13 protein-coding genes are annotated in these 12,144 nt (G+C 59.1%); 4 read left to right on the top strand and 9 right to left on the bottom strand.

What is annotated here, in order from left to right; translation table 11 throughout:
* Positions 1 to 8: 8 nt before the first annotated feature.
* The gene (locus tag ACR3E6_RS07265) at positions 9 to 1,190 is read right to left on the bottom strand and encodes an aminotransferase class I/II-fold pyridoxal phosphate-dependent enzyme (RefSeq protein ID WP_480486502.1); all 1,182 of its coding nucleotides are present in this window, start codon (positions 1,188 to 1,190) and stop codon (positions 9 to 11) included.
* A 108-nt stretch (positions 1,191 to 1,298) separates the two neighbouring features.
* A complete protein-coding gene (locus tag ACR3E6_RS07260) occupies positions 1,299 to 2,627 on the bottom strand; it encodes an amidase (RefSeq protein ID WP_480486500.1) in 1,329 nt (442 codons plus the stop codon).
* An 89-nt stretch (positions 2,628 to 2,716) separates the two neighbouring features.
* Between ACR3E6_RS07260 and ACR3E6_RS07255 the strand changes: the two genes are divergently transcribed.
* Positions 2,717 to 3,943, top strand: coding sequence for an FAD-dependent monooxygenase (locus tag ACR3E6_RS07255; protein WP_171724944.1), 1,227 nt, complete (start codon positions 2,717 to 2,719; stop codon positions 3,941 to 3,943).
* Here the strand turns inward: ACR3E6_RS07255 and ACR3E6_RS07250 are convergent.
* From ACR3E6_RS07250 to ACR3E6_RS07235, 4 genes are all read right to left on the bottom strand, one after another.
* A complete protein-coding gene (locus ACR3E6_RS07250) occupies positions 3,940 to 4,125 on the bottom strand; it encodes a Trm112 family protein (RefSeq protein WP_171119907.1) in 186 nt (61 codons plus the stop codon). The genes ACR3E6_RS07255 and ACR3E6_RS07250 overlap by 4 nt on opposite strands.
* Complete coding sequence (locus ACR3E6_RS07245; RefSeq protein WP_209835452.1) at positions 4,122 to 4,763, bottom strand: LON peptidase substrate-binding domain-containing protein; 642 nt, start codon at positions 4,761 to 4,763, stop codon at positions 4,122 to 4,124. The genes ACR3E6_RS07250 and ACR3E6_RS07245 overlap by 4 nt, the downstream gene beginning before the upstream one ends.
* 27 nt (positions 4,764 to 4,790) lie before the next feature.
* Complete coding sequence (trxA, locus tag ACR3E6_RS07240; RefSeq protein ID WP_171637754.1) at positions 4,791 to 5,705, bottom strand: thioredoxin; 915 nt, start codon at positions 5,703 to 5,705, stop codon at positions 4,791 to 4,793.
* Positions 5,706 to 5,780: 75 nt separating this feature from the next.
* Positions 5,781 to 6,569, bottom strand: coding sequence for an exodeoxyribonuclease III (locus ACR3E6_RS07235; RefSeq protein ID WP_480486497.1), 789 nt, complete (start codon positions 6,567 to 6,569; stop codon positions 5,781 to 5,783).
* 243 nt (positions 6,570 to 6,812) lie between these two features.
* Here ACR3E6_RS07235 and ACR3E6_RS07230 point away from each other — a divergent pair, with 243 nt between their 5' ends.
* Entirely contained in the window at positions 6,813 to 7,631 is an 819-nt protein-coding gene (locus ACR3E6_RS07230; protein WP_171637758.1) for a DUF2189 domain-containing protein, read from the top strand.
* A 217-nt stretch (positions 7,632 to 7,848) separates the two neighbouring features.
* On the opposite strand, the gene ACR3E6_RS07225 is transcribed toward ACR3E6_RS07230, so the two are convergent.
* Positions 7,849 to 8,535 (bottom strand): response regulator transcription factor, encoded by a 687-nt coding sequence (locus ACR3E6_RS07225; protein WP_117872957.1) that lies wholly within the window; start codon positions 8,533 to 8,535, stop codon positions 7,849 to 7,851.
* 162 nt (positions 8,536 to 8,697) lie between these two features.
* Between ACR3E6_RS07225 and ribA the strand changes: the two genes are divergently transcribed.
* On the top strand, positions 8,698 to 9,789 hold the full coding sequence (gene ribA / locus ACR3E6_RS07220; RefSeq protein ID WP_480486496.1) for a GTP cyclohydrolase II: 1,092 nt from the start codon (positions 8,698 to 8,700) through the stop codon (positions 9,787 to 9,789).
* A complete protein-coding gene (locus ACR3E6_RS07215) occupies positions 9,786 to 10,286 on the top strand; it encodes a L,D-transpeptidase family protein (protein WP_171637761.1) in 501 nt (166 codons plus the stop codon). The genes ribA and ACR3E6_RS07215 overlap by 4 nt, the downstream gene beginning before the upstream one ends.
* On the opposite strand, the gene ACR3E6_RS07210 is transcribed toward ACR3E6_RS07215, so the two are convergent.
* Positions 10,270 to 10,929, bottom strand: coding sequence for a YggS family pyridoxal phosphate-dependent enzyme (locus ACR3E6_RS07210; RefSeq protein ID WP_480486495.1), 660 nt, complete (start codon positions 10,927 to 10,929; stop codon positions 10,270 to 10,272). The two genes, ACR3E6_RS07215 and ACR3E6_RS07210, sit on opposite strands and share 17 nt — an antisense overlap.
* Positions 10,930 to 11,030: 101 nt before the next feature.
* A complete protein-coding gene (locus ACR3E6_RS07205; protein ID WP_480486494.1) occupies positions 11,031 to 12,080 on the bottom strand; it encodes a porin in 1,050 nt (349 codons plus the stop codon).
* Between the last annotated feature and the right edge of the window lie 64 nt (positions 12,081 to 12,144).

Below are 12,144 nucleotides of genomic sequence, written 5' to 3'. Positions count from 1 at the left end.
CTCGTACCTCACGAATAGATGCAGTCGCGGAGTGTGATCAGACCACGCTGCAACTCTGTTTTTGGGGCCACCAATGCAGCCCGGATAAATCCTTCGCCCGGGTTCTTTCCCGGATCGCCTTGTGAAAGATATGCGCCCGGCAGGACCCGGACACCGGTTTCCTTCCAGACTTTCAATGCGGTGTCTTCACCATTCTCGACCGGCAGCCACAGAAAGAATCCGGCCTCGGGCGCCATATAGCCCTGCACGCCTGCGAATACCTCATCCGCAATGGCGTATTTTTCCTGATACAGCGCGCGGTTTTCGCGAACGTGTTCCTCATCCGCCCAAACCTTTGCTGCGGCGGCTTGCAAGGGCAGAGGCAGAGGCGACCCGGCATAGGTGCGCAGCTGCTTGACCTGTTTGATCGTCTTTGGACCACCGGCGATAAGCCCCGACCGCAAGCCAGCCAGATTCGAACGTTTAGAAAGTGAGTTGAACAGCGTGATCCGTTCAGGATCAGCGCCCAGATCCTGCGCGACAGTCAGAATACCTGTCGGGGCTTCTTCACGGTAAATCTCGGAATAACACTCATCCGCAAAAATACGGAAATCGTACTGCTCGGCCAGACGGATCAGGTCGGCCCAATACTCGCGCGAGGCAACGGCCCCCTGCGGATTGGCGGGTGAACAGATATAGGCCACGGCGGTGCGGTTCAGCACGTCCGCAGGCAGGCCGGCATAGTCCGGCAGATGGCCCGTCGCGGCGGTGGCGGGCACAAAACAAGGCTGCGCGCCCACCGACAGCGAGGCGACCATGTAGACCTGATAAAACGGGTTCGGGCACAGGATGATCGGCTGCTGACCGTTCTTCTGTTCCGGGCACAAAGCCATGGCCGCGTTGTATAGCCCCTCGCGCGTGCCGTTCAGCGCCATCACGTTGGCATCAGGGTCCATCTGAACCCCATATCGCCGTTTGATCCAATCCGTGATCGCCGTGCGCAGGTCATCCGACCCTTCGTTCGGGGGATACCCTTGGAACCCGGCGGCGTTTTCCAAGATGACATCCGTCACCCAAGCCGGAAAATCATGTGTCGGCGCACCAATGGTCATGTGAACGACATCACCGCCCGGCTGGTGGTGATCCAACAGGGCGCGCAGACGCGGGAATGCATAAGCCGGTAGGTTCGAAAACCGCTCGGGGAAATCCATAATACTGCCTCAATATCGGGGTCATTGGCGCCCCGTTTTTTTGGCAGATTACAGCCCGGGTCCCTCTTCGTCCAGACAAAGAGGTTCCGAATCAGGGGATTGTGGCATTCAGGCCAGCACCGTTTCCGCTGCCGAACCCAGCCGCAACAACGCCTCTTCCGAGCCGGGATAGCCCAGCATCATCAACCCGCAGCCGGGAGTTCCGGTGGGCAGGCTCAGCGCCGCCAGCCCCATCAGGTTGCCAATCCGCGTGTTCCGCAGGGCCAGAAGATTCTCGGTTACGTAATAGTCATGATCGCTGAGCAAGCGCTCCAGATTGGGCGGCAAAATCGGCGCTGTCGGTGCCAGAACCGCATCAAACCCGGCGGTTGCCGCGTCCCAGGCGCTGCGGCATGCCTTGAGTTTGGCCCAGGCCGCCACATAGTCGGGGCCCGAATAACCCATGCCAATGCGGAAGCGTTCGAGAATCTCGGGATACATTGCCTCGGGATTGGCTTCGATGACATCGCGCCACAGCCCATAGGCCTCGGTCGTGTATACGATGCTGGTCAACGTCATGGCCTCGTTCAACTCGGGCACTTCCAACGGCACGATCTCGGCCCCCGCGTCGGCAAGTTTGGCCACGGCTTCGTCATATGCTTTGCGCGGTGTGTCGCGCAGGTCGTCCTTGGCAATGTTCTGCAAATCGGCAAAACGGCGCCCTTTCAGCGAAGCACCACGCAGATCGGCAGGTGTTCCCCCCTCGAGCAGAGCCAGCACATGCGCCGCGTCCTCGACCGAACGCGCCACAGGTCCAACCGTGTCGAAACGCAGGCACAGCGGCACCACACCTTCCAGGCTGAGCCGTCCCGCAGTGGTTTTCAGCCCCACCAGATCATTCCAAGCCGCCGGGATACGCACCGAACCACCCGTGTCCGAGCCGATGCCACACGCCGCCAACCCCCACGCGACCGAGGCCGCCGCCCCCGAAGACGACCCTCCGGGCACTGCTGCCTCGTCATGAATGCAGGGCGGGGTTTCGGTGATCGGATTCAACCCGAGGCCGGAAAAGGCCAGCTCGCTCATATGTGTTTTACCCAGGCAAACGGTGCCCATCTGAGTCGCATTGCGCAGCACCAGCGCATCCGCATCCGGCACGCGATCCTTCAACAAAGCCGAACCCGCCTCGGTCACGGTGCCGGTGGTGTCGAACAGGTCTTTCCAACTGATCGGGACGCCATCCAGCAGCGACCGGCGCAGGCCCAGTTGCGCGCGATGCCGAGCGGCTTCCGCTTCGGCCCGGGCGCGGTCGTGGGTGACGCGGGCATAGATGCGGTCCCGATGCGGATGAGCGTCAATAGCGGACAGGTAGGTTTCTGTCAGTTCGACCGGATCGATCTGCCCCATGCCAATGCCACGGCCCAAATCACACGCGGTCATTGTCAACCAATCCTGCATCTCATCCCTCCTGGTTTTTTCGGCTGTGGGTGACGGTAGCGACAGGACTGCACATGGACAATCCCGAAAGGGCGCGCATATTGCAGGGCATGACACAGGCTTCTGACATACTGATCGTGGGCGGCGGGTTGAACGGCCCTGCTTTGGCGCTGGCACTGGCACAGACCGGTCATTCGGTCACGGTGATCGACGCGCTGGTCGAAAAGGTACGCAAGAACGCGGCATTCGACGGGCGCGCCTATGCGCTGGCTCTGGCCTCACAGCGGTTGTTGGATGCCATCGGTATTTGGGACCGCGTCGCGCAGCACGCCCAACCGATGCTGGAAATCAAGGTCACAGATGGCCATGCCGGGACAGGGCCATCGCCGTTTTTCATGCATTTCGACCATGCCGAGATCGAAGAAGGCCCGATGGGGTATATGGTCGAGGATCGCCACCTGCGCCGTGCTTTTCTGGACGCGATGGCCGAAGAGCCGCGCATCACCCAGGTAAGCGGCAAATCCGTCGTTTCGCAACAGACCGACACGGCCAACGTGACCGTGACGTTGGATGACAGCAAAACCCTGGGCGGCAGCCTGCTGGTTGGTTGTGACGGTCGCCGCAGCGGAACCGCGTCACGGGCCGGCATCAAACGCACCGGTTGGGATTACGGCCAGACGGCATTGGTCTGCGCCATCGAACATGAGCTGCCACATAATGGCATCGCGCATCAGTTTTTCATGCCACCCGGTCCGCTGGCAATTCTGCCGTTAACTGGCAATCGCAGTTCCATCGTCTGGAGCGAACGCACCGACAGCGCACAGCACATCAACGCCCTGCCCGAGGATGACTACGTGCAAGTTCTGCGCCCGCGATTTGGCGATTTTCTTGGCAAAATCAGTCTGGCGGGAGATCGTTTCACTTATCCGCTGAACCTGACCATAGCCAATTCCTTCATCAGCGATCGCATGGCGCTGGTCGGAGATGCCGCGCACGGAATGCACCCCATTGCCGGTCAGGGCCTGAACGCTGGCCTCCGCGATGTCGGCGCTCTGGCTGAGGTCCTGACTTTGGCGGGACGGCGCGGCGAGGATATCGGCTCGTTGATGGTACTGGAGCGCTATCAGGAATGGCGCCGTTTCGACACGGCCTCGCTGGCGATGGCGACGGATGTCTTCAACAAGCTTTTTTCCAACGACAACCCGCTGCTGCGGCTTGGACGTGACATTGGCATGGGGGTTGTCGGCGCTTTGCCCGGCCTCCGTCGCGGTTTCGTTCGCGAAGCGGCCGGGCTGACCGGGGATCTGCCCAAGCTGTTGCAAGGGCGCCCGATTTAATCCAGCTGTCGGGCCTCGTCGACCAGCATGACCGGAATGCCGTTGCGGATGGGAAAAGCCAAACCCGCCGCTTTTGAAACAAGCTCTCGCTTTTCGGCGTCATAGTGCAGGGTCGTATGTGTCTGCGGGCAGATCATCGCCTCGAGCATGTGGCGATCAAAGGCGTGTTCAGGGTCGGTCATTGCAGTTTTTCCTCGTTTGATCCGCCGCGCATGGCGAATTCAATCAGCGTCACCAACGTTTCGCGCCGGGTGCGCAGGCAGGGGGCTTCCAGCAGGGCCTGTTTGTCCTCGGGGTCGAAATCCAGAAGCATCGACAGGGAATTCACCAAAAGTTCATCCTCTGCGTCCTTGAGCGAATCCCAGTCGGTAGACAATTGACGGGATGAAAAGAAACGCTCCAACAATGTCAGGAACGCATTGCGGTCAAACCCGTTGTCTTTCTCGGCCTTTCCCAGATCACGGTCGAACCCGTCCCACGAGACCGCGCACCTCCGGTAGGGCGTGAACGAATCCAGCTCTGACATGACCCTGAACCGGGATATACCGGTCAACGTGATCAGGTACCGGCCATCTTCGGTTTCCGAAAACTGCGTCACCCGCCCTGCGCATCCGATACGGTGCAGCTTGTCTTCGTCATTGACCGAAGGATTCGGCTGAACCATTGCGATCAACCGTTCCTTGGTTTTCAGCGCGTCGTCCAGCATCTGAAGATAGCGCGGCTCGAATATGTGAAGCGGCAAGCGCGAACGCGGGAGCAGCAGCGCCCCGGGCAATGGAAAAACAGATACCGTTTCCGGCAGGTCGGCGGGATGCATCATGTACCCGACTCTAGCTCTGATGAGAGATTAGGCAAATATCATCGAACTGAGTTTGCGACGTCCGTTCAGAACAATCGGGTCATTGGGCTTGAGCGCATCGAAGATGGTGAAAAGCTGTGTCTTGGCTGCACCTTCATTCCATTCACGATCCCGGTGGAACAGTTCCAGCAATTGTGCCACGGCTTCTTCCACATTGCCGTTCGCGTGCAGCGCCTGCGCCAGATCAAAGCGGGCTTGATGGTTGTCCGGATCCGCCTCAACCGCTGCCGTCAGCTCGGCGACGGGGCCGGCATCTGCTGCCTGCTTTGCAAGCTCCAGCTGCGCATGTGCAGCCTCCAGCTCGGCCGATGTGGAGATCTCGGCCGGAGCGCCGTTCAGGATCGCTTCTGCCTGCTCCAGATCACCGGTGGCGATATGCGCCCGCACCAGACCACCATATGCAGCGGCGTGGTTCGGATCTTCGCCCAGAATTGCGGCAAAGGTCTGAGCCGCGTCCGCAGCCGCGCCTTCGGCAAGCATTTCCTCGGCAGCCTGCACAGCATCATCCAGTTGGCCCCCGGGGCTTTCCCCCCCTGCGGCTTCGATCACGCGGTCCACGAAGGCCTTGATCTCGGATCCCGGCAACGCGCCTTGAAACCCGTCCACAGGCTGGCCCTTGAAAAAGGCATAGACGGTCGGGATCGACTGGATGCGCATTTGCGCAGCAATTGTCTGCGCCTCATCCACATTGATCTTGACCATCTTCACCGCGCCTTTCGCGGCTGTCACAGCCTCTTCCAGCATCGGTCCAAGGGTTTTGCACGGGCCACACCAAGGTGCCCAGAAATCGACGATCACAGGTGTTTCCTGCGAGGTTTCCACCACATCGGCCATGAAAGTGGCCTCGGTCCCGTCTTTGATCAGATCGGTTGCTGGGGCGTTTCCGCCGTTCAGAAGGTCCATGGCAATCACTCTTTCGTTCGAACTTGCGCCCTATATGCAGCCGCTTGTCGCGGAAACCAAGGGCTGAGTTGCGGATCAGATGTCGAAACTGGCAAAGACCGGAGCGTGATCGCTGGGTTTTTCCCATCCACGGGCGTCCCGCAGAATACGGCTGGAATGGCCCGCGTTCGAGATATCGGCAGTGGCCCAGATATGGTCCAGCCGGCGCCCCTTGTCCGCCGCATCCCAGTCCCGGGCGCGATAGGACCACCAGCTGTAAAGCTGCCCTTCCGGGATGTCCTGACGGGTGATATCAACCCAGCCACCTGCTTCCTGTGTCTCGGCCAGATGCTCGACTTCGATGGGCGTGTGCGAGACGATCTTCAGCAGTTGTTTGTGTGACCACACATCATCCTCACGCGGAGCGATGTTCAGGTCGCCGACAAGGATGGATTTAGCCGGCTTTTCCGCACGGAACCAATCGCGCATATCAGTGAGATAGTCGAGCTTCTGGCCGAATTTCTCATTCACCTCCCGGTCCGGCACGTCGCCGCCCGCCGGGACATAGAAATTGTGGATCGTGACACCATTTTCCAACCGCCCGGCAATATGGCGGGCATGTCCGAGACCGGCGAAATCCTTGTCGCCCACCTCTTCCATCGGCAGGCGCGACAGGATGGCGACGCCGTTGTAACCCTTCTGCCCCCGCGCGATCATGTGGGTGTAGCCCAGTTCGGAAAACCCTTCGGTCGGTATCTTCTCAACCGGTGATTTGCACTCTTGCAGGCACAATACATCAGGGGCTTCTTCTTGCAGCAATTTCAGCACGATAGGCTCGCGCAGGCGAACAGAATTGATGTTCCATGTGGCAAGGGTGAAAGGCATGTCGGGGATTCCTTTGTCGCGATTGGCGCAGGTTAACGTGGCACAACGCCAGTTGCCACGAGAAAAGGCAGCCCCGATGCCAGGACCACAGACCGGCAGTTAGGCGGGCGTCACATTCGTGCTTTCCCTTGCCCTGATTTCTCGCCTGATGCAGACTTGTCTGCGAATGAGGAATGTCTGTTTCACCGCTGGGTCTGTTCGCGAACAGACCGGCCCGGCACCATGCTTTGGGAGGAGTGTGTCATGGCATCCGAGACCGCAGGTTCCACGCCACCGGAAAACCTGACGCCGCAGCAGCGGGACATGCCGCAGGTCAACAAGATCACGACGGATGACATCAGGGCGTCGCTGAAAGCCGGGTTTTCCGACTTTCTGGCCCGCCCTGTCCTGAGCGGCTTTTTCGGTCTGTTCTATGCAGTATTCGGAATTCTGCTGGTTTGGGTCCTGATCTGGCTTGGCCAGATCTGGATGATCATTCCCGCCATTGTCGGCTTTCCGCTGGTCGCACCTTTCGCCGCCGCCGGGCTTTATGAAATGTCGCGCCGCTTGCAAAAAGGCGAAAGCTTTGGCTGGGCTGAAATCCTCAGCGTCATGGCCAATCAACGCAAACGCGAATTGGGCTGGATGGCCTTTGTCACACTTTTCATTTTCTGGGTGTGGATCTACCAGGTTCGGCTTTGGCTGGCGATCACCCTTCAGAACGCATCTTTCTCGGATTTCGACGGGTTTTTGAACACCGTTTTCTTCACGCCGCAGGGCTGGATCTTCCTTGCCATTGGCACCTGTGTCGGCGCGTTCCTGTCAGCCGTACTGTTTTCGGTGACCGTCGTCGCCATGCCCTTGCTGCTGGACCGGGAAACCAACTTCATCTCTGCCATGTTGACCTCTTTGCGCGTCGTATCCGAAAGCCCGGCGGTCATGCTCGGCTGGGCGGCGATCATCTCGGTCACCATACTGCTGTCGCTGGTTCCAGCGTTTCTGGGCCTGATCTTTACCCTTCCGATCCTTGGCCACACCACGTGGCACCTTTACCAGCGCGCCGTTGCCCCGGCGGAAGGGTGAACCGCGGCAGAGCTCACCTCCGTCATTGGGCGAATATCGGTCAGTGCTGCTGTCTGCCTTCGTGTGGAAACCGCCCCTCAGCAGCGAAAAAAAGCCGGGCCATTCGGCCCGGCAGTCCAACAGGGAGGTACATGTCATAACCCGGACATGCACGGGTTGGGAGTAACCTAATTATGAGTACAGAGTATCACTTTGATCCACATCAATCCACAACCAGTTAAGACACGAGCCTATATCCACCCGATTCTGTGACCAAAAGGCGCGCATTGGACGGATCGGGCTCGATCTTCTGACGCAGACGATAGATGTGGGTTTCCAGCGTGTGGGTCGTGACCCCGGCATTGTATCCCCACACTTCGTGCAACAGCACATCCCGCGCCACGACACCATCGGTTGATCGGTACAGGAACTTGAGGATGTTGGTTTCCTTCTCGGTCAGACGGATCTTGCGGTCTTCTTCCGTGATCAGCATCTTCATCGCCGGCTTGAACGTATAGGGGCCAAGAACAAATACCGCGTCCTCGGATTGTTCGTGCTGCCGCAGCTGAGCGCGGATACGGGCCAGCAATACCGGAAATTTGAAGGGTTTGGAGACATAATCGTTCGCGCCGGCGTCCAGGCCCAAGATCGTATCGGCATCGCTGTCATGACCGGTCAGCATCAGAATCGGGCTTTTCACGCCCTGTTTACGCATCAGGCGGCACAATTCCCGCCCGTCGGTATCCGGCAGACCCACATCAAGAATGACCAGATCATAGATCGCTTCGCGTGCGCGCTCCATTGCGGACTGGCCGTCTGACGCTTCGAAAACGTCAAAGTCTTCGGTCATGACAAGTTGCTCGCTGAGCGCCTCACGCAGATCCTCGTCATCGTCCACCAACAGGATTTTCTTGAGTTGAGCCATTTCCCGATCCTCCAAACGCTTTTCCATCACTTGCGCGCGGAATATGCAATCAACAAGATTTGCTGCAACGGTTTCACGCCATCGTGTCAGAGTTGGCAGAAATGTTTCACATTTCCTTTCGAAACAGCTAGGAGAAGGGCTGAGCGTTATAGGGTAACATAGATGAGCCTCATTCCCGATATCACCGAACTTCTTGCCCGGGCCCGGGCCGATCTGCGCATGGGCGTTCCAGTGGTTCTGACCGATGACAGTGGCTTTAGCGTTGTGGCGATCTCTGCGGAAACGCTCAACCCGCAGCGCCTGGCCGATCTGAAAAAGCTCGGAGACCCGGTGGTGGCCATTACCGGGCGGCGGGCCGAAACACTCAAGGCGCGGGCCTATGACGGCGATCTCGCGCGCGTTTCAATTCCCGCCGATGCAGACATCACTTGGGTGCAGGCGGTTGCTGATCCCTCTGACGATCTGAACGCGCCGATGAAAGGGCCGTTGATGACCGAGCGCCACGGTAACGCCAATTTGCACCGCATCGCGATTGCGTTGGCCAAGTCCGCGCGCATTCTTCCTGCCGCGGTCGTCGCGCCGGTCGAAGATGGCCGGGCCTTTGCGGTATCGCACGGCCTGACCTGCATTGACCACACGCGCGCCGCCCCGCATCTGGCGGACCGCAGCGCCCTGCACGAGGTGGTTGCCGCGCGTCTTCCGATGGAAGTATCCGAGGCCGGCCGTCTGCATGTTTTCCGCCCCGAAGATGGCGGAGAAGAACATTACGCAGTCGAAATAGGCCGCCCGGATCGGGACAAACCAGTGCTGGCCCGATTGCATTCCGCCTGTTTCACGGGCGATCTGATGGGCAGCCTGAAATGCGACTGCGGTCCGCAATTGCGGGGCGCACTGGCGCAAATGGGGGCCGAAGGGGCTGGCGTTCTTCTGTATCTGAACCAGGAAGGGCGTGGTATCGGGCTAGCCAACAAGATGCGTGCCTATTTTCTTCAAGATCAGGGTTTTGACACGGTAGAAGCAAACCACAGGCTGGGTTTCGAGGATGATGAGCGCGACTTCCGACTCGGGTCGGATATCCTGAAATCTCTGGGTTTCAACTCGGTGCGCCTGCTGACCAACAACCCTGCCAAGATCTCGATGATGGAACGCACAGGGATCGCCGTGACCGAGCGCGTTCCTTTGAAAGTGGGTGAAACCGCGCATAACCGGGGATACCTGGCCACGAAAGCCGCGAAATCCGGGCACCTGTTGTGACCCCAGACGATCTTGTGCTCACCCCGCGTGGTGTTCGCTTTCGTGGCAGGACGTTCCCCTGCTCGATTGGAAAAGGCGGATTGAGCAACACGAAACACGAGGGCGATGGGGCGACACCTACCGGATGCCATCGAATCGTCGGCATGCTCTACCGGCCCGACCGGCTGGTCGCCCCCAACTTCTGGGCGATCCCGATTGGGCCGCAGGACTTGTGGTCTGATGACGTCGAAGACAGCCACTATAATCACTTGGTGCTTGCCCCTTATGCGTTCAGTCATGAGAAACTGCGCCGGGCTGATCCGCTTTATGATCTGGTCCTGTTGACCGACTGGAACTGGCCGAATGCCGTTCCCGGCAAGGGATCGGCGATTTTTCTGCATCAGTGGCGCAGGCCCGGCTACCCCACCGAGGGCTGCATTGCCTTCCGTCGGGACCATCTGCACTGGATTGCAGGGCGAATTTCCCTTGGAACGCGCCTGATTATTCCTGAGGCTTGACCCGCTCGCCGAAAATGGCCGACCCGATACGAACATGGGTCGCGCCGAAGGCGATGGCCTGCTCGAAATCACCGCTCATCCCCATCGACAACCCCTCAAGCCCATTGCGGGCTGCGATCTTGGCCAAGAGGGCGAAATGCAAAGTGGGTTCTTCATCGACCGGCGGGATGCACATCAGCCCGCGTACCGGTAGATCCAGCGATCGGCATTCCGCGATAAACCCGTCCGCATCCGCAGGAAGAACGCCTGCCTTCTGGGCTTCTTCCCCCGTATTGACCTGAATGAAAAGGTCGGGGCAGTATCCCACCTCTTGCGCCAGCCGCGCCAGGGTTTTGGCCAGTTTGGGGCGATCGACCGAATGGATCGCATTGCACAGTTCCATCGCCTGCCTGGCCTTGTTGGTCTGCAACGGGCCGATGAGATGCAGATCGACGGCATCGAACTGCTCTTTGAAAGCGGGCCATTTGCTGGCCGCCTCCTGTACGCGATTCTCACCAAAACACCTGTGGCCCTGCTCCAGCACCGCCTGAACCCGCTCATTCGGTTGTACTTTGGATACAGCGATCAGTTTGACGGAACCGGCAGGGCGGTCCGATCTGGCTTCGGCATTTGCAATGCGTGCGGTGATTTCTTGCAACGACATGGGCCCCTCAATCTGTCTTTGGCGCAGAAAAACACCAAGTCGACGCAAAAGAAAAGGGCGAGTCCGAAGACCCGCCCTCAAACCTTGCGGTTCAGATCAGCTTAGAAGTTGAACTGAGCACCGAAGTCAGCAACGATTGTGTCGCTTGCGCAGCTGTCACAGTCGTTGCGGCCGATACCACCGCGCAGCGATGCACCGCCACCCAGGTCGTAGATCGCACCGATAGCAACCTGCTGAAGGTCAGCAGAGGCGTTACCGTCACCATAGGTGAACAGCAGGGTGGTTGCAGCGCCCAGGTTGTAGGCGGCCGACAGACCCCATGCAGTACCGTCGGTCGCTGCAACATTGGTTGCGTCGTCCGCGACAAACAGAGTACCCGAGAAGTCGCCCCATTCGCCACCCAGGGTCAGAACGGTCAGGCTCGGATCGCTGCCTGCACCTGCGTCGGTCTGACCATAGGCCAGAGCGGCAGTGATGTTGTTGAAGGTGTAGGTTGCGCTGATGTCCCAGCGGTCTGCGTCAGCGGTGGTCGAAGTGGTACCACCAGCTGCAACAGATGTAACCTGCGCTTGGTCATAAGATGCACCAAACGAGAAGTCACCAACCGAATACTGGAAGAACACAGCGTTCGAACCCGAACCGGTCGACGAGTAACCCAGGAAGCTGTAGTCAACGCCCGAGTACTGACCTGCGAACAGTTCCAGACCTACTTCGTTGCCGTAGTAGTTTGCCAGGTTGTCAAACGAACCTGCGACGTTACCCGCGTCAACACGCAGACCGCCGTAGATGACCGAGAAGCGTGCGCCGTTCAGGCCGGCCGAGTTTGCTTCACCGGTGCTGCTGTTTTCGTCGGCTTGCAGACGAACACGACCTTCAAAACGAACGCCGCCGTCGGTTTCTGCGATGCCGTCGATGTTCAGACGGAAGCGCGAGACCAGGATAGCGTCGTCAGACTGCGCGGTCGAAGTTGCGGAGACGTCATCGGCTGTACCCATCAGGCCGTCTGCACCAGGTCCGTTAACGGTTGTGGTTGCGGTACGGTCTTCAACGTAGCCGATACCAAAACGGCCGTAACCGCTGAAGTTAATCTCAGCTGCCGCAACGCCTGCGGTCGCGATCAGCGCCGTCGATGCGAAGAGAACTTTTTTCATCTTGTTTCCCTCGGTTTCATTCAAAAGAGTTATCTACTCGACACATGCCTCGGCATATGTCTCA

The organism is Ruegeria sp. AL3 (assembly GCF_056536065.1).
This window is presented reverse-complemented; position numbering and strand designations above follow the sequence as displayed.

What these genes read in the sequence shown, in the direction of transcription:
- ACR3E6_RS07265 (WP_480486502.1), bottom strand. Translation starts at nt 1,190, where the DNA reads ATGGATTTCCCCGAGCGGTTTTCGAACCTACCGGCTTATGCATTCCCG.
- ACR3E6_RS07260 (WP_480486500.1), bottom strand. Translation starts at nt 2,627, where the DNA reads ATGCAGGATTGGTTGACAATGACCGCGTGTGATTTGGGCCGTGGCATT.
- ACR3E6_RS07255 (WP_171724944.1), top strand. Translation starts at nt 2,717, where the DNA reads ATGACACAGGCTTCTGACATACTGATCGTGGGCGGCGGGTTGAACGGC.
- ACR3E6_RS07250 (WP_171119907.1), bottom strand. Translation starts at nt 4,125, where the DNA reads ATGACCGACCCTGAACACGCCTTTGATCGCCACATGCTCGAGGCGATG.
- ACR3E6_RS07245 (WP_209835452.1), bottom strand. Translation starts at nt 4,763, where the DNA reads ATGATGCATCCCGCCGACCTGCCGGAAACGGTATCTGTTTTTCCATTG.
- trxA (WP_171637754.1), bottom strand. Translation starts at nt 5,705, where the DNA reads ATGGACCTTCTGAACGGCGGAAACGCCCCAGCAACCGATCTGATCAAA.
- ACR3E6_RS07235 (WP_480486497.1), bottom strand. Translation starts at nt 6,569, where the DNA reads ATGCCTTTCACCCTTGCCACATGGAACATCAATTCTGTTCGCCTGCGC.
- ACR3E6_RS07230 (WP_171637758.1), top strand. Translation starts at nt 6,813, where the DNA reads ATGGCATCCGAGACCGCAGGTTCCACGCCACCGGAAAACCTGACGCCG.
- ACR3E6_RS07225 (WP_117872957.1), bottom strand. Translation starts at nt 8,535, where the DNA reads ATGGCTCAACTCAAGAAAATCCTGTTGGTGGACGATGACGAGGATCTG.
- ribA (WP_480486496.1), top strand. Translation starts at nt 8,698, where the DNA reads ATGAGCCTCATTCCCGATATCACCGAACTTCTTGCCCGGGCCCGGGCC.
- ACR3E6_RS07210 (WP_480486495.1), bottom strand. Translation starts at nt 10,929, where the DNA reads ATGTCGTTGCAAGAAATCACCGCACGCATTGCAAATGCCGAAGCCAGA.
- ACR3E6_RS07205 (WP_480486494.1), bottom strand. Translation starts at nt 12,080, where the DNA reads ATGAAAAAAGTTCTCTTCGCATCGACGGCGCTGATCGCGACCGCAGGC.